Source organism: Xanthomonas phaseoli pv. dieffenbachiae (genome assembly GCF_008639345.1).
Classification (GTDB): Bacteria; Pseudomonadota; Gammaproteobacteria; order Xanthomonadales; family Xanthomonadaceae; genus Xanthomonas; species Xanthomonas phaseoli.
Window position 1 is genome coordinate 3,022,918 of record NZ_CP041380.1, and the last position, 25,111, is coordinate 3,048,028.

The window sequence follows — 25,111 nt, forward strand, 5'->3', positions numbered from 1 at the left end:
GCCGCCTAACAGGTGCGGCCATCAGCACCGCACCAACAGCGCATGGTTCAGCGATCGCAACCGGCCAGCTTGATGCTCTGCCCGGGCTTGAGGGCGTACGACGGTGCCTTCAAACCGTTGGCCTTGGCCAGCTCCTTGATCTCGCATTGGTATTTGTTCGCCACGCGACCGAGCGTGTCGCCCTTGGCGATGGTGTAGCTGCGTACCTGCTTGGCCTTGGGCTTGGCCACTGCCGGCTGGCCGGTAGCGACCGTGGTCGGGATGCCGGCCATCTGGCTGACATCGCCCACCGCGACGCTGGGCACGTACTCAGGCGCGCTGCTGCTGCGCACGATCGCGCTGTTGAGGTCGGCGGTGATCAGGGTACGTGCCAGATCCGCACGCGGGCCGTTGACGCAGTAACGGGTGTAGAGGTTGACGATGCGGTTGGTGGCATTGATGACCGTGCCGGCCGGAATCCAGCCGTCGGATTCGTAACGCGGGTTGAGATTGCGCAGCGCACGCATGTAGCCGTCGCGCGTGCCCATGCTGCCCAGGCAGATGGTGAGTTCGTAGATGGTGGTCGACTTGGCCAGCTTGAGCGTGGCCGGCTGCGCATCGAGCTTGGGGAAATCCACCCCGTACTGGCGCGGGTGCAGGAAGATCCACGCCGCCGCGATCACCATCGGCACGTAGTCCTTTGTTTCGGCCGGGAACTGGTTATAGACGTCCTGCTCCCAGAAGCCGCGCCCGCCGCTCTGCGAGAACACGCGTGCGGCACGGCCTTCGCCGCCGTTGTAGGCGGCCAGTGCCAGTTCGATGCTGCGGTTGAGCCCGGCCATGCGCTCATTGAGGTAGGCGGCGCTGGCTTCGGCGGCACTGCGTGCATCAAAGCGCGTATCGAAGCCGGTGCCGTCCGGGCCCAGCCCGAAGCGACGTCCGGTGGCAGGCATGAACTGCATCAACCCGGCCGCACCCGCGCGCGAGCTGGCATGCACCTTGCCGTTGGATTCCTTGGCCATGATGCCGAACAGCAGCGCTTCTGGAAGGCCGCGCTTCTGCCATTCCGGCCACATCACGCCGCGCAGGTTGCTGTAGTTTTCGTAGCTGGTCAGCAGCGCCGGGCGCATATCGGTGAGCCAGCGCCGGATACCGGCCTGCACGGCCGGGTTGTACTGCACCATCTTGTCGAAGTCGTGGCGCTGGTCGTTGAGCAGCGTGGCGACACGCGCGGCCTCTGGCACGCCGTTCGACGCCGGGCCGAGATGGTCCGGGTCGGCTTGCAGCAGCGTGTCGTCGTCTTCCGGATCTTCGGCGGCCGGCGCCTCGGCATCGGCGCGCGCCTTGAGCAGGCGCTTGTAGGTGGCCAACTGGTTGGACACCAGGCAACCACGTTGCTTGATGCAGGCGTCGATGATGTCTTCCATGTCCTCCAGCGCGGCATCGCCTTCGGCGGTGCCCTTGGGGTCGGAGTTGTTCACCAGCACCAGCGCATCGCGATAGCGCTTTTCGGCGGCGGCCATGCGCGCATCGAGCGCGGCGGCCTTCTCCGTGTCGCGTTTGGAGATGGCGTGGGCGGCGGGGACGACAGACATCAGCGCCACCACAGCCAGGACAGGCCATGGGCGCAAACCAAAATGAGCGAGCGGCATCGTAGGCAGTACAGCGGAAAGGCAGGCAGGGTAGCCGCCGGGGCAACATCGGGGCAAGGCAGCGGGGCCACCGGGGTCAGTGGGCCGTTAGCTTGGTGGGCGCGATCGATGCGTGCGGCACCTGCCAACCGGCTCACCGACGCGAGGAATTGGGTGCGTCTGCGGCTGCAGCGCTGCGCGTGCATGATCGCCCGTTCGACCCAGCCTGCCGACCAGGATCTGCCGAGTTGCCGGCCGGCATTGCCCACTGGGTTTGCCCGTTAGAATCGGCCCTTTCCTACCGGATCAGCGCAATGGCCTCGTTCCTGCTCGGTAAAGGCGTCACCGACGATATCCCGGTTGTGCTGGAAGGCCGCTTCGGCAACCGCCACGGGCTGGTAGCCGGCGCCACCGGCACCGGCAAGACCGTGACCTTGATGACCCTGGCCGAAGGCTTCTCGCGGCTGGGCGTTCCGGTGTTCCTGGCGGACGTGAAAGGCGATGTCGCCGGCCTGGCCGTGGCCGGTGATGGCGCGCCCGGCGTGCTGCAGCGCGCCAACGATTTGGGCATGACCGACTACGCCCCGACCGCCAACCCGGTGGTGTTCTGGGACCTGTATGGCCAGCTGGGGCATCCGGTGCGTACCGCCGTCAGCGAGATGGGCCCCACCCTGCTCGCCCGGATTCTGGAACTCAACGACATCCAGTCCGGTGTGCTGGACATCGTGTTCAAGCTGGCCGACGACCGCGGCTTGCTGCTCCTGAACCTGGACGACCTGCGCGCGCTGCTCGCGCTGGTGGTCGAAGAGCGCAAGGAGCTCTCCACCAGTTATGGACTGGTGTCCAGCCAATCGGTGGCCGCCATCCAGCGCGCCTTGCTGCGTTTGTCCCAGGACGGCGGCGAACAGTTCTTCGGCGAGCCTGCGCTGGAGCTGGCCGAACTGATGCGCGTCGCGCCGGATGGCCGTGGCGTGATCGGCATCCTGGCTGCCAACCAACTGGTGCTCAAGCCCAAGCTGTACTCCACCTTCCTGCTGTGGCTGCTGTCGGAACTGTTCGAACGCTTGCCCGAAGTAGGCGACCTGGAACAACCCAAACTGGTGTTCGTGTTCGACGAGGCGCACCTGCTGTTCGACGATGCGCCGGCGGCGCTGGTGCAGCGCATCGAACAAGTGGTGCGCCTGATTCGTTCCAAGGGCGTGGGCGTGTATTTCTGCTCGCAGTTTCCCGACGACATTCCCGACAACATCCTCGGCCAGCTCGGCAACCGCGTGCAGCACGCACTGCGCGCCTACACCCCGCGCGACCAGAAAGCAGTCAAGACCGCCGCGCAAACCTTCGTCGGCAATCCCAAGCTCGATGTCGCCGCCGCCATCTCCAGCCTGGGCACCGGCGAGGCGCTGGTGTCGCCGCTGCAGGGCAAGGGCGTGCCGGCGCCGGTACAGCAGACCTTGATCGCACCGCCGCGCTGCCGGATGGGGCCGATCACGCCGCCCGAACGCGCGCAGGTACGCGCCTGCAGCCCGGTCGGCACCCGCTACGACACCGCGATCAACCGCGAATCGGCTGCCGAACTGCTGGCGCGTCGCGTCGAACAGGTGGCCGAACACAATGCCGCACCGCCTGCCCGCACTCGCGAAGACGACGACGCGCACGACAGCGGCTTCGGCCAGGCGGTCAAGGACGCGGTGTTCGGCACCGGCCGCCGCCAGGGCATGCTCGAAGCGATGGCCAAGCAGACCTCGCGCACGGTGGGCAACAAGATCGGCCAGCAAATCGTGCGCGGCATCTTCGGTAGCATTTTTGGTGGGAAGCGGTGAGCCTTGCATTGCAACCAGCGTGGTTGTGCGCCTCCACGCAATAAAGCCTGACCAACAAGGCATCGCAATCGAGCGTGCTCGCGCAGCACCACATCCGGAGGTCAAGGAGACTCGCAGATGCAAGCAGATGCAGCTGTTATTTCGTCACTTTTTTTACTCATCAGCGCGGGCACAACCTTCGCTGAGCAGAACGCAAATCAAGACGACCCGCCCAGCGCATGGCCACAGGGCAGGCAGCACCTGCTTGCAGGTCACTATGTCGGCAAGCTGCACCCAGACAATACGCAATGCCAGGCCGTTAGCGCAGAACTCTGGCTTGAGGCCAAAGGAAACAAGGAAAGCCGGCGATACATTTTGAAGACGGCATGTATCGCGCCCGAAACGCAACGCAACACCACCACCACAACCGAACGTGGACCTTGGTGGCTCGATAAGAACGGAGACGAGTGCCTGATTCTCTCGCGCGACGACGTCTCCGATCTCTCGCTCAATCCGAATATGTATGGATTTCGGATCGACCAAGAAACTGATCCGAAAGGGCAGCAAGCTAGCTTTTCGTTAGCTCAAGACGGCAATAACTGCCACAGCGGCAATCCACTAGAACATCGAGACAAAGTGTTGAGACGAGCTCGTTGAGCGAGAGCCTGGGCATCCGCGCGTTGCGTGTTTGCCTACTTACCCATACTGGGCAGGGTAGACAGCGCGCACCTCAATCCAACACACCATGCAACTTGGCGTACTGCAACAGCATGATGGTCTTGGCATCGGCGATCTCACCTGAGCCGATCATCGCCAGCGCTGCATCCAGCGACAGCTCCAGCACTTCGATCTCTTCGCCGTCTTCTTCGAGTCCACCGCCCTGATTGAGCTTGTCGCCGTCGAAGTATTCGCCGACGAAGAAGTACAGGCGTTCGGTGACCGAGCCAGGGCTCATGAAGGCCTCGAACACCTTGCGCACGTCGTCGATGCGGTAGCCAGTTTCTTCTTGGGTTTCCTTGCGGATGCAGGTCAGCGCATCGTCCTGGTCGAGCAGGCCGGCACAGGTTTCGATCAACATGCCATCCGGGTTGCCATTGAGCAGCGTCGGCAGGCGGAACTGACGGGTGAGCATCACCGTCTGCTTGGCTCGGCTATACAGCAGGATGGTGGCGCCGTTGCCACGATCGTAGGCCTCGCGCGACAAGGTCTGCCAGCGGCCGTCCTTGCGCTGGAAATCGAACGTGACCTTGCGCAGCACATACCAATTGTCCGAGAGCACATCGATGCTGCGAATGCGGACCTGCGGGTTGCCGGTGGCAGACGGAATCAAGCAATACTCCTTGTGATGCGGGCGATGGCAGTGCCGCGGCTGCGGCTGCGGCGCGCGGTCGCTCGCAGGACCGCAAGAGCGCGGCGGGCCACCATTTTACCTGTGGCTCGATTGGAACCTCGGACAGTCACGCACGCACCGCATTGGCGGGCTGCCGATGCGCCGACGCTGCTGTCGGACACAGCATGCTCCAATGCAATGCCGGCACTGATGCACTGCCTGGCCAGCAGTTTGCAGACCATGCCCGCGACATGTCGCCGGTCGCGGGCGATCCAGGTTTGTCGGCTTGACCACCCCTGATTGCGTGGCGACACGCGGCCCCGCACAATCCGGTCACATCACACGCTTGGGGAGCGTCATGGAAGACCGTTTTCGCGCACGCACGCTGGCCGCGCAAGCTGCGCCTGCACCGTTCTGGACCCGCATTCCCGCCATCGCCACCTACCCGCTGCGTGGCTCGGCGCTATATGCGCTGATCGCATTGACGCTGTGCAGCGCATTGTTGGTGCTGCCGGGCATCCTGAAACTGGTGATTGCCGGTGTGCTGGGCATGGCGACCTACACCTATGCCTTCGACATTCTGCGCCACACCGCCGATGGCCAGACCGATGCGCCACGCCTGGGCTACAACAGCTTCGACAGCGCGGTACTGCGCCTGATCCTGCTGGCCATCGCGCTGGGCATCGTGATCGGCGTGGGAGCCGTGATCGCCGGCCCGTTCGGCCTGGCAGTTGCCTATCTGGGCACCATGCTGCTGCTGCCGGGCATGCTGATCTCGCTGGCCATCGACGGCAGCCTGCGCCGCGCACTCAACCCCGCCGTCTCCATCGACATGGCGCTCCGGATCGGCTGGCCGTATCTGGCCGCCTACGGCCTGCTCTACGTGATCCAGGGCAGCGGCACGGCAGCGGTCTTCTTCGCTACCAAATACCTTCCGCCGCTCGTGCGCGAAGCGACGGTCATGGTGACCTCGATCTGGACGCTGTTCGCCAGCTTTCACTTGCTGGGGTACCTGGTGTACCAGTACCACGAAGAGCTGGGCTATGTGCCCAGTGGCGCGGATGCGCACGAACGCAGCGACCCGGACCAGCGCCTGCTCGACGAAGCGGAACAGTACGTGCGCGACGGGCATTCCGACGAAGCCTTTCAGGCCTTGCGTGGCGCGGTGCGCTCGCGCGCGGTGAGCCTGGCGGTGCACGAGCTGTATCAGCGCTTGCTGCGCCAACACCATCGCAACGACGAACTACGCGAACACACTCGCCAATACATCAATCGGCTGTTGCAGGAAAAGCAGGAACGGCGCGCGCTCGCGCTGCAGCGCGAAGCGCTGGACATCGACGCCACATTTACGCCACTGACGCCTGAGCAGGCCAACCTGCTGGCCGAGCGCGCAAAGATGGCCGGGCAGTTCCAACTGGTCACCGATGGCCTGCTGGCCGCCATCGCTGCGTGGCCGCGCGACCCGATGCTGCCTGCCTGGTCGCTGGACGCCGGCGTGCTGCTCGCCGAGCGCTTCGGTCGCGACGAGCAAGCGCGGGCCGTCTTGCAGAATGCGACGGATCGCTGCGACGACGAAGCATTGCGCGCGAAGCTGGATGCGGCACTGAAAGCGGTGGCCATTCAGCCGGCGTGATCGGCTGAGGACCCTTCTGCAGGTTCCAGACAGACAGAGTCCATCACACCCAGAACCATCCCTGTCGGCCAACTCGACCGGCTTTTGCCCGCCCGGCGTCGCGCGCGTCAAGGCGCGCGCGTCGAGCGGAACCGCTCACCCGTTCTCGAGCAAAAAACGCGCCTTGTTCGCCTGTGCCTGCTCGGGAAACTGATCCAGCACTTGGCGCAACAAGCGCGTACGTTGCGCACCGTCTTGCAGCTCACCGTGACGCAAGGCAAGCACGAACCACTGTTGGGCTAATTCGTCGCGGGGCGTACTCAGTTCGCCGTCCTTCAACAGACACTCGGCATCGGCCAACAGGCCGTTACGCATGCACGCAGCGATCAGCGCCTTGCGCGCCGTCGGACTGCAGGCGATCTTGGCCTTGCCGAGTTCGGAGGCGACTGCCAGCTGGATGCGCGTCTGTTCGGCGCTGTGGGTTTGCAGGGCCAGCAGCGTCTCGGCGTGGCGCAGGCTGTCCTGGCTGCGCCCTGCATGACGCGCGGCGCGATAACGCGCAAGCGCAACCTCCAGATTGTGCGGCTGCTCGCTCGCCAACTCCGCCAGCACATGTTCGGCCTCGGCGTTTTCCATCCGGCCCAGATGGCGCTGCGCACGCGCCCAGCGATCGTCCACCGCAACTGCGTCGCCCTCCTCCATGAATACCGGCCGGGTCTGCCGCAACACCACCAGCAAGGCGCCCAACAAGGCACCGCTCACCAGTCCCCCGGCATGCGCCTCAAAGGCGACTGCGCCGTCGTCGTTGGATGCCAGGCTATACAACTCCCAGCCCAGCCACAGCGGCAATAGCAGGATCGCCGGGCCGCGTGCGTAATTGAAGACCACGAAAAACCAATAGAAAAAACGGACCCTGCGCCTGCCCCAGACCACGCAGAACGCGCCCATCAGCGCAGCGATGGCGCCGGAGGCGCCCAGACCGCCGCCGGGCTCGCCCCAGCGCCACCACAAGCTGGCCAGGCTGGCGCCGAATCCGCCGAGCACATACAACAACAGGAACCAGCCACTGCCGATCGCGCCTTCCAGCAAGGTACCCAAGGCAAGCAGAAACAGCATGTTGCCCAGCAAATGATCGAAGCTGCCGTGCAGGAACGTGGCGGTCAGCATGCGCGCTGGCGACCATTCGGAACTGCGCTGCAAGTGGCGCAGCGTAAATATCTTTGACAGCCGCGTTTGGTAAGGCGCACGCAATGCACGCCACTCGCGCAGATGCGCGTCGTCCTTGAACAAGCTGCCGCTACGCAGGGCGTGTTCGAAGGCGACATCGTGCATCGTCAGGTGCGCCAGATACGCGATGCGTTGCGGTTTAGGCACGCTGTCCAGTTTTGCCTGGCGTGCCGCGCGCAGCTTGGCGTTGGCGGTCTGCTGCAGGTAGCGCGCATGCGCATCGGCCTCCAGCGCGCCCAAGCCGGAGTGCACGTAATAGTGCACGGCGCTCTCGACCAGGCTGTCGTCCTTGCGTTGGTAGCCCAGGTAGACCGCCACATTGATCAGCACCAGCAGCAGCGTTACCCAGGGGATGTTCTGGCGCGACCAGGGTTTGTGCAGCGGCATGATCAGCATGACAACGTCCGTGTCCTAAGAATGGCGCAAAGCTTCGCTGTGCGGCGGCAGATGCGCAAGCACGTCATGCGCGCTAGCATCGCGGCCCCGCCGTTCGAAACTGCCTGCCCCATGAGCCGTTGGCGCCCACCTGCCGAGAAAAGCACCGCGCTGATCACGCCCGAAGGCCATGCCCGCCTCAAGGCCGAGCTGGACGACTTGTGGCGCGTACGCCGGCCCGACGTGGTACGTGCCCTTGCGGCGGCCGCCGCCGAAGGCGACCGCTCTGAAAACGCGGAATACACCTATCGCAAGAAGCAGCTCGGTGAAATCGATCGGCGTGTGCGCTATCTGAGCAAACGGCTGGAAACGTTGCGCGTGGTGGATACGGCACCCACCGACGCGAACGCGGTGTTCTTCGGCGCGCAGGTGGAACTGGAAGATGCCGACAGCGGCGAGCTGCTGCGCTACCGCATCGTCGGCCCGGACGAAACCGATGCGGGACGCGGCTGGATCAGCATCGATTCGCCCCTGGCGCGCGCACTACTGAAAAAGCGCGTGGACGACGAATTCGACGCGCACTTGCCGGCCGGCAAGCACACGTTTGTGGTGGTGTCGGTGCAATACGTGCCGTTGTAGGCGATAGACAGCGCGCGAAGCGACTCTGGCGCCGTGCATCAGCAACGGCGGTCATCGACACCCGGAGAACCGAACACCTATGACCCCAGCACTGCCTCGCGGCGCGCTGATGCGCTCGCACGCTCCCTCATGCGGCACTGTCATGCCCACACGCGATGCGGGTAGTGCAGCGCGTCGTGTGGGGGGGGCGACTGCGCGTGGCACGCCGCGTCGCGCGCAGGCCCGCCCCTGTGGCTTGGCGTGCCCAGCGGGCATGTGCGCCGACGGTCCGGCGCAGCCGGGAGCACCGACGCGATCGGCCATCGACCATCGGCCATCCGGCAGCCTGCGGCGGCTAGACGATCTGCAGGTTCAACGTCCGTCCTGGCTGCATCGCAGGGCCAGACGGCAGTGCATCACCGAACAGATCGTGCTCGTCGCTGTCGGTGATTTCCACATCGACCAGATCGCCCACCTTCAAGCCGAGCTCGCCGCCGTTCTGGATATGCACCAGCCCGTCGATTTCCGGGGCATCGGCACGCGAGCGGGCGACCGCGATGTCGTCTTCGATCACATCCACCAGGCACTGCTGCACGCTGCCGATCTTGGATTCCAGACGTAACGCAGAGATCTGCGCCTGCTTGGCCATGAAGCGCGCCTGGCGCTCCTGCTTCACTTCCTCGGGCACCTGGTCCGGCAAGGCATTGGCGCTGGCGCCGTCGACCGGCGAATACGCAAACGCACCGACGCGGTCCAGCTGCGCCTGATCCAGGAAGTCCAGCAGGGATTCGAATTCGGCGTCGGTTTCGCCAGGGAAACCGACGATGAAGGTCGAGCGCACGGTGATCTCCGGGCACATTGCCTTCCAGCGCTGCACGCGCTCCAGGGTTTTTTCCACCGCGCCCGGGCGCTTCATCAATTTGAGGATGCGCGGACTGGCGTGCTGGAACGGGATGTCCAGATACGGCAGCAGCTTGCCTTCGGCCATCAGCGGAATGACATCGTCCACGTGCGGGTACGGGTACACGTAATGCAGGCGCGTCCACACGCCCAGCTCCGACAAGCCCTCGCACAGCGCCTTCATGCGGGTCTGGTACATGCGGTCGCGCCACGGGCGCTCGGCGTACTTCAGGTCCACGCCGTAGGCCGAGGTGTCCTGCGACACCACCAGCAATTCCTTGACGCCACCGCGCACCAGCCGCTCGGCTTCGCGCAGCACTTCATCGACCGGACGCGAGACCAGATCGCCGCGCATCGAGGGAATGATGCAGAAGCTGCACCGATGATTGCAGCCTTCGGAAATCTTCAAGTAAGCGTAATGGCGCGGGGTCAGCTTGATGCCGTAGTCCGGCACCAGATCGACGAACGGATCGTGACGCGGCGGCAACGCCGCGTGCACTGCCTCCATGACGCTCTGGTAGTCCTGCGGGCCGGATACCGCCAGCACTTGCGGGTACGCCTCACGAATCTGCTCCGGGCGCTTGCCCAGGCAGCCGGTGACGATGACCTTGCCGTTGGCGTTCATCGCCTCGCCGATCGCATCCAGCGATTCGGTCACCGCCGAATCGATGAAGCCGCAGGTATTGACCACCACCACATCGGCGGCGTCGTAACTGGGCACGATGTCGTAGCCCTCCACGCGCAGCTGGGTGAGGATGCGTTCGGAATCGACGAGCGCCTTCGGGCAGCCAAGGCTGACGAAGCCGACTTTGGGGTTCAGCTGGGACATGGAAGCAGGAGCCTGGGAAACGGAGCGGCCTGGGGCCTGAGCGGGTCAATTATAGCGGCGCGGGGGCGGCGCTCTGAACCGCATGCCGCGCACGCGGGGCCATCTTAGCGGAACCCTCACCTTCACCCCCGCCGATCCGGTCGATAATGCGCGCCTCCCCCAGACTGCAGCAGGAGTTTCCATGGGTCACTGGACCACGCTCGACACCCCCGACGGCCAAGTCGCCGCCTGGCACGCCACACCCGCTTCCAGCCCGCGCGGCGGCCTGGTGGTGATTCAAGAGATCTTCGGCGTCAACGAACATATCCGTGCGGTGGCCGACGATTACGCTGCGCGCGGTTACGAGGTGCTGGCACCGGCCTTTTTCGATCTGGAAGAAAAAGATGTGCAGTTGCCGTACGACCAGGAAAGCCTGCAGCGGGGCCTGGCACTGGCCAATGCGGTCGGCCTGGAGCGCGCTGTGGAGGTGGTGAAAGCCGCCGCCACCCTGCTGACCCGCGCCGGCAAGGTGGGCACGGTGGGCTACTGCTGGGGCGGCTCGGTCGCGCTGCTGTCGGCCATTCGCCTGGGGCTGCCGTCGGTGAGCTACTACGGCGGCCGCAACACCCAGCTGCTGGACGAAACCCCCAAGGCGCCGGTGATGTTCCACTTCGGCGAGCGCGATGCCAGCATCCCGCCCGAGGCGATCCAGGCCCATCGCGAGAAACTGCCGCAGATGGAAACCTTCGTGTATCCGACCGGGCACGCCTTCAACCGCAGCATCGACCCCACCCACTACGACGCCGACAGCGCCGAGCGTGCATTGGAGCGCACCCTGGGCTTCTTCGCGGCGCACCTGGGATGAGCGACGCCGCACCGGACAGGCCTGCGGGCGACTTCCAGCTCGATCCGCGCCTTGCAGCCGACAGTGTGTTCGTCGCCGACGGACCACTGTCGCAGGTGCGGCTGATGGACGACAGCCGCTTCCCGTGGCTAGTGCTGGTGCCACGGGTGGCCGATGTCAGTGAGTGGATCGATCTGGATGGCGGCCAGCAGCGTTTATTGCTGGCCGAAATCAACCAGCTCTCGCAGTTGCTACGCGCCGAACCTGGGGTGGGCAAGCTCAATATCGGCGCGCTAGGCAACATCGTGCGGCAGCTGCATGTGCATCTGGTCGGCCGTCACCCCGGCGATGCCGCCTGGCCCGGGCCCGTCTGGGGCAGCGGCAGTGCGCAGCGCTTTACGGCCGACGCGTTGCAGCAGCATGTCGCGACGTGGGCGCAACGGCTACGATAGGCGCCTGTCTTTCAACCAGTCTCCCGCATGAAATCCAATGTCGTCGCCGCGCTGATCCTGATCCTCGTCGGCCTGCTGTTCTTGGCCAACAACCTAGGCTGGACCAATCTCAGCATTGGTCGCTTGATCGCCACGTGGTGGCCAGCCGCATTGGTTGCATGCGGAATCGGCATGCTGTTCGGGCGCGGCAAATAGGTGGCGCCGGGATTGAGGAGTTGGGATTCGGGATTGGTTAGAGCGGGCTGATTGCGCTGCTGATGTTCCAGCGGATCGACGGGATTGGCGCTTGCGCGTTGAGGTGCGCTGCTGCGCTCCGCTGGCGAAGTCGCACCGAATGAGGCGACCGGCATGACGTTTGTCATCTGCAATTGTTGACTTCCGGCACCTGATCGCGGGGCGCATCGGGCGCAGCATGGCCTCATACCCAACGAGGACATCGCCATGAACTACCGCCTGATCCCCGCCCTGTTCCTGATTGTCATGGGCGCGCTGTTTCTGCTGGACAACCTGGGGCTGGCCCATCTGGACGTGGGCAACCTGATCGCAACCTGGTGGCCGGTATTTCTGATCGCCGCCGGCGTGCGCCAGCTGCTGCGCTATCGCGAGAAAACGGCCGCAACCTGCTGAAGGTCACGGCCGCGCCATTGCATCAAGAGCGGCCAACAACGTAATGAGCGGCCCGGCAGGCGGGCATGAACGACCCGATATGTACGCAGCGTGCATGCCGGTTCCGAGTGCCGGCCGCGCCCGCCTGGCAGTGAGCGCAGCCGTCTTGTTCGCTGCCCTACGTGCGCGGCAAGGTCACACCGGTCTGGCCCTGATACTTGCCGCCGCGGTCCTTGTACGAGGTTTCGCACACTTCGTCGGACTGGAAAAACAGCATCTGCGCCACGCCTTCGTTGGCATAGATGCGCGCCGGCAGCGGCGTGGTATTGCTGAATTCCAGCGTCACGTGGCCTTCCCACTCAGGCTCCAGCGGGGTCACGTTGACGATGATGCCGCAGCGTGCGTAGGTACTCTTGCCCAGGCACACCACCAGCGTGTCGCGCGGGATGCGGAAATATTCCACCGTGCGCGCCAGTGCGAAGCTGTTGGGCGGAATGATGCAGACATCCGATTCGATATCGACAAAGCTGCCGGGATCGAAGTGCTTCGGATCGACGATCGTCGAGTTGATATTGGTAAAGACCTTGAACTCGCGCGAGCAGCGTACGTCGTACCCGTAGCTGGAGGTGCCGAAGCTGACGATGCGCTGCCCGGCGGCATCGTGCTTGATCTGGCCGGGTTCGAACGGCTCGATCATCGCGTGCTGTTCGGCCATGCGCTTGATCCAGCGGTCGCTCTTGATGCTCATGCGGTGTTCCTTGAAGACGGAAGGCGGCGGGCCGAACGGCCCGCGCGAAGACAGCGAATTCTACCAGCGGCCGGCATCGCCGGCCCCGATGCGCTACAGCAGGGACGCCGAGATCGGGATGCTGGCGCGTGGGCGTTTGCCCAGCTCCTCGGCAAGCCGCGTCGCCGCCGCCAGGTAGGCCTTGGCCGCCACCGACTCCGGTGCGGCGACCACGATCGGCTGACCGGTATCGCCTTGCTCGCGGATTGTAATCTCCAGCGGCAACGAGCCCAGCAACGGCACACCGTACTGCACCGCCATGCGCTCGCCGCCGCCTTCGCCGAACAGATGCTCGCGATGCCCGCAGTTGCTGCAGGTATGCACCGCCATGTTCTCGACGATGCCCAGCACCGGCACCTCGACCTTTTCGAACATCTTCAAGGCCTTGCGCGCGTCCAGCGTGGCGATGTCCTGCGGGGTGGTGACGATCACCGCACCGGCCACCGGAATCTTCTGCGACAGGGTCAACTGGATGTCGCCGGTGCCCGGTGGCAGGTCGATCAGTAGATAGTCCAGGTCGTCCCACAGGGTGTCGTTGAACAGCTGGGTCAGCGCGGACGTCGCCATCGGCCCGCGCCAGATCATCGGGGTGTCCTGATCGACCAGCAGGCCGATCGACATCGCCTCGATCCCGAACGCACGCAACGGCTCGATCGACTTGTTGTCCGGGCTGTCCGGGCGCCCGCTCAGGCCCAGCATCGCCGGCACGCTGGGGCCATAGATATCGGCATCCAGCACGCCGACGCGCGCGCCCAACTGACGCAGCGCCAGTGCCAGATTCACCGCAGTGGTGGACTTGCCCACGCCGCCCTTGCCCGACCCCACCGCAATCACGTTGCGGATGCGCGGATGTGGCGCCAATGCGCCCTGCACCGCGTGCGCGGCGATTCTGCGCTCGCCCGTCATGCGCCAACTGCCTGCGCAACGGCGCGTGCCGCTACCGAACCACGTTCCACCATTGTGTTCATCGCTTACTCGACTGGTTGTGTGCCAATGCGCGAGCGAGGCAAGCATCGCCCGGCGCGACATCAAAGAGGGCGTCAGTGTACTGGCTCGGCCAAAAACAGCTGATGTGTTCGGCAACCCCGACCGACGCTCGCGCGTTGCCGCGTGCCATGGTGTGACATATTTTGCAAATATGGACACAAAATTAAGGAATTGTTACGTTCGAAAAGTTCAGCCGGCGCTCAGCGAGCCCAGCTGTGCCAATCGAATTTCAAGCAAGGATCTGCAGCATCATGTCGAGCCGTACCCCGCAACGCACCCGCCACCACCGCCTCAGCACCGCACTTTTCGGCGTACTTGCCGCGTCCGCAGGCAACGCCGCCGCCCAATCGGAAAATGGCGTCGCGCCCGATACGACCGATCTGGACAAAGTCACCGTCACTGGCTCGCGGATCGCGCGCACCGGCTTTGTCACGCCCTCGCCCGTCACCGCGATCACCGCAGAGGAAATCCGCGCCACCGGCGCGACCACCCTCAGCGACCTGATGGCGCGTATGCCGGCACTCGCCCCGACCTACACGCTAGGCAACTCCACACGCTTCATCGGCACGGCCGGCCTGGGCCTGCTCGACCTGCGCGCAATGGGTGCAGACCGCACGCTGGTGCTGGTCAACGGCCGTCGCCATGTGGGCTCCAGCCCGGGTTCAACCGCGGTGGACGTCAACACGATCCCGGTGGAATGGATCGAACGCGTGGAAGTCATCACCGGCGGCGCGTCCGCGGTGTACGGCGCCGACGCCGTGGCCGGCGTGGTCAATTTCATTCTCAAGAAATCGTTCACCGGCTTCGAAACCCGCGCGCAGACCGGCCTGGCCGACGAAGGCAATTTCAACCGCTCGTTTGCCAGCTTTTCTGCCGGTACCGATTTCGCAGGCGGCCGCGGCAACATCGCGGTGTCCGGCGAATACAGCAAGCAAGATCGCTTTGGTCGCGGCAATCGCGCCATCGGCCGCGAGTATCTGGTGAGTGTGCCCAATCCCGGCTTCGACCCCACCCGTCCGGCAAGCGAACGCAACCCCCAGAACGTGCTCAGTGGCCCTGGCGGCAACCATTCGACCTCCTACGGCGGCACCTTCAACCTGGGCACGTTCGATTTCCGTAACCCGGCCAGCTACGGCAACCGCTATTTGTTCAACGACGATGGCAGCTTCCGGCGCAACCGTTACGACGGCTCGGTGGTGAGCAACACCTCGTGCGTGGACTGCGATTTTGTCGACCTCAACGCGGTGGCCGACCTGCAACCGGGCTTCGACCGCAAAAGCGTCAATACGATGATCAACTTCGAGATCAGCGAAAACCATCGCGTGTTCTTCGAAGGCAAATACAGCGAAACCGATGCGGAATTCTTCAGCCAACCCGCATTCGACAGCTCGCTGCGCGTGCGTCGCCAGAACCCGTACGTCAGTCCCGAACTCGGCGCCTTGATGGATTCGCGCGGCGCCACCCAGATCCTGATGAACCGCTTCAACGTCGATGCCGGCCGTCGCGGCGAAAACATCGAGCGCAAGACCTACCGCGCCGTGCTCGGTGCCGAAGGCAACTTCACCGACAACTGGACCTACGACGTATCTGCCAACTACGGCAAGACCACGGTCGACCGCCTCAACCTCAACAACCGTATCAACGAGCGTTGGCAGGCCGGTATCGATGCGGCGCGCGATGCCAGCGGCAACATCGTGTGCCGCACCACGCTGGATCCGACTGCAGTCAATCCCAATACCGGCCGCGTGTACTCGGCACTGGCCCGCGAAGGCTGCGTGCCCTTCAGCGTGTTCGGCAATGGGGCGGTTACCCCGGAAGCGGCTGCGTGGTTCAACACCACCGCGCGCTCGCAGGCCAAGATCCAGCAGACCGTGTTCAGTGCTTCGGTGGCCAACAGCAGCCTGCTGTCGCTGCCGGCCGGCGACATCGGCTTTGCCGGCGGCGTGGAATACCGCAAGGAACAGAGCGAGGAAGTCGCCGATCCATTGGCCGCGTCGGGCGCGACCTTCCTCAACGCGATCCCGAACAGTGGCGGCGACTACAGCGTCAAGGAAGTGTTCGTCGAAAGCACCGTCCCGCTGCTGGCCGGCCTGCCGGGCGTGGAGCGCCTGGCGCTGGACGTGGCGGGACGCTATTCGGACTACAGCAGCATCGGCTCGACCAAGACCTGGAACATCGGGCTGGACTGGACCATCATCCCGTCGCTGCGGTTGCGCGGCACGCTGGCACAGGCCGTACGCGCGCCCAGCATCGGCGAGCTGTACGCATCGCAGAGCGAAAACTTCGCCACCATCAACGACCCCTGCAATTACCTGCCCACCAACACCAACCGCCCCGGCACCGCCGGCGATGTGGCATTGCGTCAGGCCAACTGCAGCGCGCTGGGCGTGCCGGTCGGCTGGATCGACACCTATACCTCCACGCGCCCCGGCGTGAGCGGCGGCAATCCGGAACTCAAGCCGGAGCGCGCGCGCAGCCTCTCGTATGGCGTGGTGTGGCAGCCGGAGTTCTTCGAAGGATTCGGCATGTCGATCGACTACTGGCGCATCGACCTGCGCGATGCCATCGGCACGGTGACCGCGGAAACCAATGCCACCCGTTGCGTGGATAACCCCGGCGGGATCGGCAACAGTTTTTGCGGCTTCGTGCAGCGCGCCCCGCTCGGCGGCTTCACCGACCCGCAGGGGCGCATCTATCCCGAGCACAGCATCATCGGCTGGCAGGCACTCAACGAAAACCTCGCCCGTTCGCGTCGCGTGGGCGTGGATCTGGAAATGGACTACCGCTTCCGGCTCGGCGAAGGCAATACCGTGCTGCGCTTCGTCGGCACCCGCCTGATCCAGTCGCGCGAATGGGTATTCCAGGACTTCCCGGCCGAATACGACGAGTATGTGACCTCCGTGACCGACCCGCGTTGGCGTGCGCAGTTCCAGACCAAGTACAACCGGAACGAGTGGCGCGCCTCGTGGGACATGAACTATGTGGACGGCAACCTGCGCGTGACCCCGGAGAGCTATAACAGCAACCCTGGCTCGGCCAGCCCGATCAGGAACGGCTCGTACGTCTACCACAACTTTCAGTTCGGCTATCAATTCCCCGGCTCGAAGATCGACGTGTACCTGGGCATCGACAACGCCTTCGACAAGGATCCGCCACGCAACTACTTCGGCGCGGATTTCACATCTGCGCTGTATGACAACGTGGGCCGGTTCTTCTACCTGGGGACGACGGTGAAATTCTGACGGCCCCACGCACCTAGAAAAAGCCCCGCTTGTCGGGGCTTTTTTTGCGGCTTTGCCAACGCGGTAGATCTTCGCTTGCCGCGCGCAATATTCAAAGCGTTCGATCCAGTCGGTTACACCAAGCAATCTGTATCGAACGTAACTATTAAGTCGAAAGCGTCGCTCCAGGCCGTTTGCCTACGTGTGCAACACAACGCCACTTTGTGCCGAATTCCTCACTTTCGACGCGGATTCTGGTTATTTCATTAACAAATCATGTCAGACGCTTGCACTCTGTAGCAGGCATTCATTACGTTCGGGTTAAGGCCATCTGACTCCCCGATGACCGCCCCTTATCCGAACTCCAGTTGAAAGGTCAGGAATGAGCAATCAGTTTCGTCGCCAAGTCCTCAAACGCACCGCCCTCGCTGTCGTGCTCGGTGCATGCCTAACCAACGGCGCGGTCTACGCGCAGAGCACCACCGGCAGCATTTACGGTAGCGCCCCGTCCGAAGCCGGCAGCACGATCGTCGTGCAGAGCGACACCGGTCTCAGCCGCACCATCACGGTGGATGCAAATGGCCGCTACAACCTCGGCTCGCTGCCGGTGGGCGCCTACACCGTCACCCTGAAGCGCGGCGACCAGGTCGTCGACACCCGCAAGAACGTGCAGCTGCGCGTCGGCTCGGGCACCGAAGTGTCCTTCGCTGGCGCGGCCGCATCGGGCAGCAACGCCGATGCAACCACGCTCGGCGCGATCACCGTCACCGCCGCCAACGCGCCGAAGATCGATGTCAGCTCGACCAGCTCGCGCTCGGTGATCACGTCCGAGCAGTTGGCTACCTTGCCGCTGGGCCGCAGCGCCGAAGCGATTGCGTTGCTGGCGCCGGGTGCGGTGGCTGGTAGCGGCGCGTTCAATAACGGTTCGCGCTCGGTGGTCTCTTTCGGCGGTTCCGGCGTTACCGAAAATGCTTATTACATCAATGGTTTCAACGTCAGCAATCCACTGAGCAACCTGGGTGGCGTCAGCCTGCCCTATGGCGCAATTGATCAGCAGGAAACCTATACCGGTGGTTACAGCTCGCGCTACGGGCGCTCGACAGGTGGCGTGATCAGCCAGGTCGGCAAGCGCGGCACCAACGAATGGCACTTCGGCGCGCAGGCGGTGTGGGAGCCGAAGAACCTAGCGAGTTCGGTCGGCGATGTTTGGTACCCAAGCAATACGCTCAACTCCAATCCGCGCTACAAGTATGAGGATCCTGATCTGCCGGGCACGATCTATCGCAGCGGCAAGGGCGACGTGCAAAGCCGCACGGTCTATAGCGCCTACGCCGGTGGCCCGCTGATTGAAGACAAACTGTTTATCTTCGTTGCTGGCGAAACCGACAAGACCGACGGTGCGGCAACCAACACAGCGACCGCGGCTACCGCGCAAGGACGCAATCATTACGAATACAGCTCGCCAAAGTTCTACGGAAAGATCGACTGGAACATTAACGACAACAATATTCTCGAGTACACCCGTATCGAGAATACGGATCGTCGTGCTGGCGCTTACAGCAACTATGACTACGAGACACGATCCGATGGGGGGCCGTCCGGCCTCTACGCGGATACTTATAAGATCAAAGATAGCTACGATATCTTCAAGTACACCGGCTACATCACCGACAACCTAACGGTGAACGCTACTTGGGGCCGCAGCACGCAGCACAACCAACAGTTCAACCCGCTGGTATCTTCGCTGCCTTTCATCGCCGGCTTGAATTTGCAAAATCCGGCCATCACCGGTGGCACGCCGATCTCCAACAACCAGGCGACCAACCGTTCCAAAGCAGATGACCCGATTAACAAGACGCGCAATCTGCGTCTGGAGTTGAACTACCGGCTAGGCGACCACGATCTGACCGCTGGTGTGGACAACATGTACTTCAACGCCTACGACGAAGGCGTGCGCACGACCGGTCCAGGATATCAATGGATCTACGGCAGCGCTGGTGACGAAGTTTCGCCAGTTCGCGGAACGCTGGGCGTGGGCGCTACCGGCCCGGGCACCGACGGCTACTACGCGCAACGACGTATCTTCACCACCACCACCAGCATGGCGGTAGAGCAGAAGGCTTACTACTTGGAAGACCGCTGGCAGGTCAACGACCATTGGTTGCTGACCCTGGGTATCCGCAACGACAAGTTCACCAACTTCAATAGCGATCACGTGCCCTATGTCGACAGCGGCGACCAGTGGGCACCACGCTTGGGCGCTAGCTGGGACGTGTTCGGCGACTCCTCGCTGAAGATTTTCGCCAATTTGGGACGCTACTACCTCGCCCTGCCTAATCAGGTCGCGATTCGCGGTGCGTCTGCTTCGACCTACACGGACGAGTATTTCGCCTATACCGGCATCGATGCCAACGGCGAACCGACGGGCCTGCGGCCAATCGGCCCAGGTCCAGTGTCGAGCAATGGGGAATACGGCCAGGCTCCGGATCCGAATGCCTTTGCGCCAACCGATTTGAAGTCTCAGTATCAGGATGAGTTCATCCTGGGCTTCGAGAAGACGTTGGGCGAAAGCTGGAACTCGGGCGCAAAAGTCACCTACCGCAAATTGCAGGCCGCCATCGACGACGTTTGCGATACCGGACGTATTGCAGACAAGTTAGAAGCTAGCGGTGGCAACCCGGACGCGGTAGATATTCCCGGCTGCGTAATGTTCAACCCAGGTAAAACCAACACCTACAATCTCGCTAACGTGGATGGCTCCGGATATACCCAAGTATCCATGTCGCAGTCCGACTGGGGCTTCACCGACAAAGCCAAGCGCAGTTATGTCTCGGTCGACCTGTTCCTGGAACACCCGTTTGATGAAAAGTGGTACGGCCGCATCGATTACACCTGGTCGCACAGCTACGGCAACACCGAAGGTCAGGTGAAGTCGGACCTCGGCCAGGCCGACGTATCCAAAACGCAGGATTGGGATTCTGCCGAGCTGATGTATTACGCCGGCGGCAGCCTGGCTAATGATCGGCGCCACCAGATCAAGGCGTTCGGTGCCTACCAGATCAACCCGGAATGGATGGCCTCCGCTACCCTTCGCGTGATGTCGGGCACACCGATCAGTTGCTTGGGCTTCTACGGCGGCCCGGATGCGGCGGCGGTCGACTACGACCCGATCGGCTACGGCTCTTCGTACCACTATTGCGGCCTACAACCATCGTCTCCTGGCGACGCAGGCCGTACGCCGTGGATCAAGAACCTCGATCTGGGCTTGACCTACCGCCCGACGTTCGCCGATCACAAGCTGGCTTTTGGCGTGCAGATCTTCAACGTCCTCAACGATCGAACGGTCAATCGTGTCGATGGCGTCTACGAAGGCGATGTTCCCTTCAACGTCTCCAACACCTACCGGGTAGGTCTGCAGCCTTACAACTACAACACGCCACGCTATGTACGCCTAACCGCCTCGTACGATTTCTGATGCGAGAAGAGGATCGAAGACGTCACGACGTCTTCGATCCGTCATCGGTATTTGCTCCAAGCCCCGGCTAGTTCGGGGCTTTTTTTGCAGATGGGTAGCGGTTTGGCTCAGCCGCGGAGAATCACCCGCGCCGCATTATGCCCAGGCGCACCCGTCACACCTCCGCCGGGATGGGTCCCGGATCCACACAGATACAACCCCGGCACCGCGCCGCGATACGCACCCTGGCCCAGCAGCGGGCGTGCGCTGAAAAGTTGATTGAGGCTAAGGGCGCCGTGGAAGATGTCGCCGCCAACCAGGCCGAAGATGCGTTCCAGATCGAGCGGGCTCAGCACTTGCCGGCCCAGGACCGATGCGGCAAACCCGGGCGCGTAGCGCTCCACCGTGGCGATCATCAGATCGGCCACCTCTTCGCGGTAATCGTCCCATCGCCTGCCGTCGGGCAGTTGCGGTGCTACATGCTGGCAGAACAGGCTGGCGACATGCTGGCCCGGCGGCGCAAGGGTGTGGTCCAGGGTGCTGGGAATGAGCAGTTCGACCACGGGCTCACGCGACCATCCCAACGTGCGCGCGTCATGCCAGGCGCGGTCCATGTAGTCCAGGCTCGGTGCCAGGATGATGCCGGCGGTCAGGTGATCGCCATCGCCGGGTAACGCGGTGAAGTCCGGCAGGCGCGAGAGCGCGACATTCATGCGGAAGGTGCCCGACCCGCAGCGGTAATGGGCAATACGTTCGCGCGTCGTCGCAGGCACGTCGCCTGGGCGCATCAGGCGCTGATACAGCAATTTCGGGTTGACGTTGGCCACGACCGCGCGGGCGCGGATCGTGTCGCCAGCAGTCGTGACGACACCGACCGCATGCCCCTGCTCTACCAGCACGTGCGCCACCGCGCAGCCGGTACGGATCTGCGCCCCGTGCTCGCGCGCGCTGGCGGCCATGGCCTGAGTGATCGCGCCCATGCCACCGATGGCGTGGCCCCACGCTCCCTTGACCCCATTGCTCTGCCCGAACACGTGATGCAACAACACGTAGGCGGTGCCCGGCGTGTAGGGGCTGGCGTAATTGCCGACGATTCCATCGAAGCCGAACAAGGCCTTGATCGGCGCGCTTTCGAACCAGCGATCCAGATACTCGGCCGCTGAAATCGTAAACAGGTCCAACAGCTCCTGGCGCAATGTCAGCGGCAGGCCTTGCAACTGCAGCCCAAGCTTGCCTGCCTGCCATAGCTGCGGCAATGCCCGCAGCCAGCCGCCATCGGTGACGTCGGGTGGTGGCTGCAAGGCCAGCGCACGCAATACGTCGGCCAGTTGCTCCAACCGCGCTTCGTAGGCAGGCAAGGCGGCAGCATCCCGCGCTGAAAACTTGGCAACTTCCTGTGCCGTGCGCCCTGCCCCGGCAAGCAGATAGTCACCGTTCGGCAACGGCAGAAAATTGTTGATCCGTCGCGGCACCACATGCAGGCCATGGCGCTCCAGTGCCAGATCGGCGATGACCTTGGGCTGCAGCAACGACACCGTGTACGCCGCCACCGAATTGCGGAAACCGGGATGAAATTCCTCGGTCACCGCCGCGCCGCCAACCACCTCGCGCGCTTCCAACACCAGCACCCGCTTGCCAGCCTTGGCCAGATAGGCAGCGCACACCAACCCATTGTGGCCGGCGCCGATGATCAGTGCATCCAAAGGTTCAGGGGCGATGGGCATGCACTGGTATATAGCACCGCTCACCCGCGCCCACCATCTGGCAGCGGCAGCGTCTGAGCACCTGCCCGTCGCTCCCAACGCACCCACGCGCCGGCGCGTGCCGCCGGCAAGACGAAGAACGGCCGCTGCAAAGTCGCCTTAGGCGTTGCAGCAAGTGCCACGCCTAAGGATTCGCGGCTGAGCAGGCCGGCACGTCAAGCCGACAGCTGGATATTGCGTGATCGGCAGCGCCGCCGTTGCACTGCTGGCGCTGGCCAGGTGGCTCACATGATGGTCGACGCCGCCGCGCCCCAACAGCTGGCGCCTCGCCCGGCCCTCTACACCCCGCACCCATGACCTTCGACACCATGCCATCCGGCTGGCGAGGCGTAGAGTGCCGGCCACGGCCCCGGCGACGGGGCTTCCCATTGATGCTTCTGGAGTCCTTCGTGATTCGTACACCTCATTTATTGACGCTGACCCTGGCCGTGGCCACCGCCCTGAGCGGTTGCAAAAAGTCCGAAGACGCCGCTCCCGCGGCCCCGGCGGGCGACACCGCGGCCACCACCCCGGCGGCGCCCAAGACGCTGCCCCTGGACCAGAGCAAGCTGCCGGCAGTGAACCAGTTCACCGCGGCCGACCTGGACCCCAGCAGCAACGCCTGTACCGATCTGAACGCCTATGCCAATGCCAAGTTCCTGGCCGCCAACCCGGTGCCGAGCGACCGCACCAGCTGGGGCGCGTTCGAGATGCTCGACGAGCGCTCCAATGCGATCCAGCGGCAGTTGGTGGAACAAGCCGCCGCCGACAGCAAGGCCACCGGCGTGGAAAAGATCGTCGGCGACCTGTGGTCGACCGGCATGGACGAAGCCAAGATCAATGCGCAGGGCATCGAGCCGCTGAAGCCGGAACTGGCCGCCATCGACGCCATCAGCGACCAGACCAAGCTGGTCGACTACCTGCGCAGCAGCGCGGCCAAGGGCAACAACGCGCTTTTCGGCTTCGGCGCCGAAGCGGACTTCAAGAAGTCCAGCCAGAACATCGCCTACGCCATGCAGGGCGGCCTGGGCCTGCCGGACCCGGAGTACTACACCAGCCCCGCCAACAAGGCCAAGCTGGAGGCCTACCAGGCGCACGTGGCCAAGGTGCTGGAACTGTCCGGCGTGGCTGCGGCCGATGCCGCCGCGCAGGCCAAGCAAGTGGCCGCCTTCGAAACCCGCCTGGCCAAGGTCTCCAAGACCAGCACGCAGATGTCGCGCGATGCCTCGCTGGCCTATAACCCGATTTCCCCGGCCGAGGCCGACAAGCTGACCCCGAACTGGTCGTGGACCGAGTTCTTCAAGTCGCAGGGCGTGGCCACGCCGGAGATGTTCTCGCTGGCGATCCCCGCCTTCCACCAGGAAGTGAGCAAGATGATCGCCGACACCGACCCGGCGATCTGGCGCGCCTACCTGCGCTTCCACACCGTCGATGGCGCTTCGCCGTTCCTGAGCCAGCCGTTCGTCGATGAGAGCTTTGCGTTCTACAACAAGACCATGCGCGGCCAGAAGGAAATCAAGCCGCGTTGGAAGCGCGTGCTGGCCACCATCAACGGCCAGGCCGGAGAAGCGCTGGGCCAGCTGTACGTCAAGGTCGCCTTCCCGGCCGATTCCAAGGCCAAGATGGAAACCTTGGTGACCAATCTGCGCACCGCGCTCAAGGCCCGCATCGAAAAGCTGGACTGGATGAGCCCGGAGACCAAGACCAAGGCGATCGCCAAGTGGGAAAGCTTCACGCCCAAGATCGGCTACCCGGAAAAGTGGCGCGAGTGGAACGGCCTGAGCACCGGCCGCGACAGCTACCTGGGCAACGTGATGGCGGCGCAGGAATTCAACTACAAGTGGAACCTGTCCAAGATCGGCAAGCCGGTAGACAAGACCGAATGGGGCATGAGCCCGCAGACGGTCAACGCCTACTACAACCCGCTGCAGAACGAGATCGTGTTCCCGGCCGCCATCCTGCAGCCGCCGTTCTTCGACCCGAATGCGCCGGAAGAAATGAACTACGGCGGCATCGGTGCAGTGATCGGCCATGAGATGACCCACGGTTACGACGACCAGGGCAGCCGCTTCGGCGCCGATGGCAACTTCATCCCCGATCCGGGTTGGTGGACGCAGAAGGACCTGGACGCGTTCAAGGCCCGCACCGGCAAGCTGGTGGCGCAGTTCGACGGCTACCGCACGCCGGCCGGCGACAAGGTCAAGGGCGACCTGACCCTGGGCGAGAACATCGCCGACCTGGGTGGCCTGAACACCGCCTACGACGCCATGAAGACCGCCACCGCCGGCAAGGACGACCCCAAGACCGACGGCATCACCCGCGACCAGCGCTTCTTCCTCAACTGGGCCACGGTGTGGCGTCGCAACTTCACCCCGGAAGAACTGGTCGTGCGGCTGAAGACCGACCCGCATGCGCCGGCCAACTTCCGCGCCATCGGTGCGCCTTCAAACATGCCGGCATTCGCCGCCGCGTTCTCGTGCAAGCCGGGCGATGCGATGGTGCGCCAGGGCGACAAGCAGGTCGTGATCTGGTAATTGCGCATTGCTGTAACTGATGCGGGCGGCGATCGAAAGATCGTCGCCCGTTTTTTTGGAGGCAATGCAGTGCAATGCCGGCACGATCGCGCGCTGCGCGTCCAAACGCCCGGACGCACCAGGCCTTGTCCCGTACAGGGTGCACCGGCCGTGCCTGCATCCATCAGGCGGCAATCGCGCGCCCTGCGTTGAACAGCCCTGATCA

Annotated in this window: 18 protein-coding genes; 11 read left to right on the top strand and 7 right to left on the bottom strand. The window is 63.9% G+C overall.

All coding sequences use genetic code 11. From position 1 onward, the window contains the following. Window positions 1–47: 47 nt before the first annotated feature. Window positions 48–1,631 carry a transglycosylase SLT domain-containing protein gene (locus tag FLG15_RS13720; RefSeq protein ID WP_057678819.1) on the bottom strand — a complete coding sequence of 528 codons (1,584 nt, stop codon included), beginning with the start codon at window positions 1,629–1,631 and terminating at the stop codon, window positions 48–50. A 293-nt stretch (window positions 1,632–1,924) separates the two neighbouring features. On the opposite strand from FLG15_RS13720, the gene FLG15_RS13730 reads away from it, so the two are divergent. Both FLG15_RS13730 and FLG15_RS13735 read left to right on the top strand, forming a co-directional pair. Beyond that, the gene (locus tag FLG15_RS13730) at window positions 1,925–3,430 is read left to right on the top strand and encodes a helicase HerA-like domain-containing protein (RefSeq protein WP_150146570.1); all 1,506 of its coding nucleotides are present in this window, start codon (window positions 1,925–1,927) and stop codon (window positions 3,428–3,430) included. Between the two features lie 117 nt (window positions 3,431–3,547). Next, a complete protein-coding gene (locus FLG15_RS13735) occupies window positions 3,548–4,066 on the top strand; it encodes a hypothetical protein (protein ID WP_057678821.1) in 519 nt (172 codons plus the stop codon). Between the two features lie 73 nt (window positions 4,067–4,139). Here the strand turns inward: FLG15_RS13735 and nudK are convergent, their stop codons facing one another. Beyond that, a complete protein-coding gene (gene nudK / locus FLG15_RS13740) occupies window positions 4,140–4,739 on the bottom strand; it encodes a GDP-mannose pyrophosphatase NudK (RefSeq protein WP_057678822.1) in 600 nt (199 codons plus the stop codon). A 358-nt stretch (window positions 4,740–5,097) separates the two neighbouring features. Here nudK and FLG15_RS13745 point away from each other — a divergent pair, with 358 nt between their 5' ends. After that, window positions 5,098–6,372: a DUF4013 domain-containing protein gene (locus FLG15_RS13745; RefSeq protein WP_057678823.1), complete on the top strand. Its 1,275-nt coding sequence runs from the start codon at window positions 5,098–5,100 to the stop codon at window positions 6,370–6,372. A gap of 135 nt (window positions 6,373–6,507) precedes the next feature. Here the strand turns inward: FLG15_RS13745 and FLG15_RS13755 are convergent, their stop codons facing one another. Further along, complete coding sequence (locus FLG15_RS13755) at window positions 6,508–7,974, bottom strand: rhomboid family intramembrane serine protease (RefSeq protein WP_057678824.1); 1,467 nt, start codon at window positions 7,972–7,974, stop codon at window positions 6,508–6,510. Window positions 7,975–8,085: 111 nt separating this feature from the next. Between FLG15_RS13755 and greB the strand changes: the two genes are divergently transcribed. Then, window positions 8,086–8,592: a transcription elongation factor GreB gene (gene greB / locus FLG15_RS13760; protein ID WP_150146573.1), complete on the top strand. Its 507-nt coding sequence runs from the start codon at window positions 8,086–8,088 to the stop codon at window positions 8,590–8,592. Between the two features lie 334 nt (window positions 8,593–8,926). On the opposite strand, the gene rimO is transcribed toward greB, so the two are convergent. Then, window positions 8,927–10,300, bottom strand: a complete 1,374-nt coding sequence (gene rimO / locus FLG15_RS13765) for a 30S ribosomal protein S12 methylthiotransferase RimO (RefSeq protein WP_150146576.1) — start codon at window positions 10,298–10,300, stop codon at window positions 8,927–8,929. A gap of 181 nt (window positions 10,301–10,481) precedes the next feature. Between rimO and FLG15_RS13770 the strand changes: the two genes are divergently transcribed. The 4 genes from FLG15_RS13770 (at window position 10,482) to FLG15_RS13785 (ending at window position 12,202) form a co-directional block, all read left to right on the top strand. Beyond that, on the top strand, window positions 10,482–11,144 hold the full coding sequence (locus tag FLG15_RS13770) for a dienelactone hydrolase family protein (protein ID WP_039567227.1): 663 nt from the start codon (window positions 10,482–10,484) through the stop codon (window positions 11,142–11,144). Continuing rightward, complete coding sequence (locus tag FLG15_RS13775) at window positions 11,141–11,575, top strand: HIT domain-containing protein (RefSeq protein WP_057678826.1); 435 nt, start codon at window positions 11,141–11,143, stop codon at window positions 11,573–11,575. Before FLG15_RS13770 ends, FLG15_RS13775 begins: the two co-directional genes overlap by 4 nt. A 27-nt stretch (window positions 11,576–11,602) precedes the next feature. Beyond that, entirely contained in the window at window positions 11,603–11,770 is a 168-nt protein-coding gene (locus FLG15_RS13780; RefSeq protein ID WP_008577498.1) for a LiaI-LiaF-like domain-containing protein, read from the top strand. Window positions 11,771–12,016: 246 nt separating this feature from the next. Then, window positions 12,017–12,202: a LiaF transmembrane domain-containing protein gene (locus FLG15_RS13785; protein WP_057678827.1), complete on the top strand. Its 186-nt coding sequence runs from the start codon at window positions 12,017–12,019 to the stop codon at window positions 12,200–12,202. Between the two features lie 157 nt (window positions 12,203–12,359). On the opposite strand, the gene dcd is transcribed toward FLG15_RS13785, so the two are convergent. Then, entirely contained in the window at window positions 12,360–12,929 is a 570-nt protein-coding gene (gene dcd / locus FLG15_RS13795) for a dCTP deaminase (protein ID WP_005912996.1), read from the bottom strand. A 93-nt stretch (window positions 12,930–13,022) separates the two neighbouring features. Next, entirely contained in the window at window positions 13,023–13,874 is an 852-nt protein-coding gene (apbC, locus tag FLG15_RS13805) for an iron-sulfur cluster carrier protein ApbC (RefSeq protein ID WP_057678828.1), read from the bottom strand. A 332-nt stretch (window positions 13,875–14,206) separates the two neighbouring features. Here apbC and FLG15_RS13810 point away from each other — a divergent pair, with 332 nt between their 5' ends. Together FLG15_RS13810 and FLG15_RS13815 are read left to right on the top strand one after the other, a co-directional pair. Beyond that, complete coding sequence (locus FLG15_RS13810) at window positions 14,207–17,197, top strand: TonB-dependent receptor plug domain-containing protein (RefSeq protein WP_057678829.1); 2,991 nt, start codon at window positions 14,207–14,209, stop codon at window positions 17,195–17,197. Between the two features lie 361 nt (window positions 17,198–17,558). Next, window positions 17,559–20,651 (top strand): TonB-dependent receptor, encoded by a 3,093-nt coding sequence (locus FLG15_RS13815; protein ID WP_017159243.1) that lies wholly within the window; start codon window positions 17,559–17,561, stop codon window positions 20,649–20,651. 107 nt (window positions 20,652–20,758) lie between these two features. On the opposite strand, the gene FLG15_RS13820 is transcribed toward FLG15_RS13815, so the two are convergent. Beyond that, window positions 20,759–22,354: a phytoene desaturase family protein gene (locus FLG15_RS13820; protein WP_150146579.1), complete on the bottom strand. Its 1,596-nt coding sequence runs from the start codon at window positions 22,352–22,354 to the stop codon at window positions 20,759–20,761. Window positions 22,355–22,764: 410 nt separating this feature from the next. Here FLG15_RS13820 and FLG15_RS13825 point away from each other — a divergent pair, with 410 nt between their 5' ends. Continuing rightward, complete coding sequence (locus FLG15_RS13825; RefSeq protein WP_150146582.1) at window positions 22,765–24,906, top strand: M13 family metallopeptidase; 2,142 nt, start codon at window positions 22,765–22,767, stop codon at window positions 24,904–24,906. Window positions 24,907–25,111 lie beyond the last annotated feature (205 nt).

Excerpts from the sequence above, each read along its gene's own strand:
- FLG15_RS13720 (WP_057678819.1), bottom strand. The coding sequence starts at position 1,631 with ATGCCGCTCGCTCATTTTGGTTTGCGCCCATGGCCTGTCCTGGCTGTG.
- FLG15_RS13730 (WP_150146570.1), top strand. The coding sequence starts at position 1,925 with ATGGCCTCGTTCCTGCTCGGTAAAGGCGTCACCGACGATATCCCGGTT.
- FLG15_RS13735 (WP_057678821.1), top strand. The coding sequence starts at position 3,548 with ATGCAAGCAGATGCAGCTGTTATTTCGTCACTTTTTTTACTCATCAGC.
- FLG15_RS13745 (WP_057678823.1), top strand. The coding sequence starts at position 5,098 with ATGGAAGACCGTTTTCGCGCACGCACGCTGGCCGCGCAAGCTGCGCCT.
- FLG15_RS13755 (WP_057678824.1), bottom strand. The coding sequence starts at position 7,974 with ATGCTGATCATGCCGCTGCACAAACCCTGGTCGCGCCAGAACATCCCC.
- greB (WP_150146573.1), top strand. The coding sequence starts at position 8,086 with ATGAGCCGTTGGCGCCCACCTGCCGAGAAAAGCACCGCGCTGATCACG.
- rimO (WP_150146576.1), bottom strand. The coding sequence starts at position 10,300 with ATGTCCCAGCTGAACCCCAAAGTCGGCTTCGTCAGCCTTGGCTGCCCG.
- FLG15_RS13770 (WP_039567227.1), top strand. The coding sequence starts at position 10,482 with ATGGGTCACTGGACCACGCTCGACACCCCCGACGGCCAAGTCGCCGCC.
- FLG15_RS13775 (WP_057678826.1), top strand. The coding sequence starts at position 11,141 with ATGAGCGACGCCGCACCGGACAGGCCTGCGGGCGACTTCCAGCTCGAT.
- FLG15_RS13780 (WP_008577498.1), top strand. The coding sequence starts at position 11,603 with ATGAAATCCAATGTCGTCGCCGCGCTGATCCTGATCCTCGTCGGCCTG.
- FLG15_RS13785 (WP_057678827.1), top strand. The coding sequence starts at position 12,017 with ATGAACTACCGCCTGATCCCCGCCCTGTTCCTGATTGTCATGGGCGCG.
- dcd (WP_005912996.1), bottom strand. The coding sequence starts at position 12,929 with ATGAGCATCAAGAGCGACCGCTGGATCAAGCGCATGGCCGAACAGCAC.
- apbC (WP_057678828.1), bottom strand. The coding sequence starts at position 13,874 with ATGACGGGCGAGCGCAGAATCGCCGCGCACGCGGTGCAGGGCGCATTG.
- FLG15_RS13810 (WP_057678829.1), top strand. The coding sequence starts at position 14,207 with ATGTCGAGCCGTACCCCGCAACGCACCCGCCACCACCGCCTCAGCACC.
- FLG15_RS13815 (WP_017159243.1), top strand. The coding sequence starts at position 17,559 with ATGAGCAATCAGTTTCGTCGCCAAGTCCTCAAACGCACCGCCCTCGCT.
- FLG15_RS13820 (WP_150146579.1), bottom strand. The coding sequence starts at position 22,354 with ATGCCCATCGCCCCTGAACCTTTGGATGCACTGATCATCGGCGCCGGC.
- FLG15_RS13825 (WP_150146582.1), top strand. The coding sequence starts at position 22,765 with ATGCTTCTGGAGTCCTTCGTGATTCGTACACCTCATTTATTGACGCTG.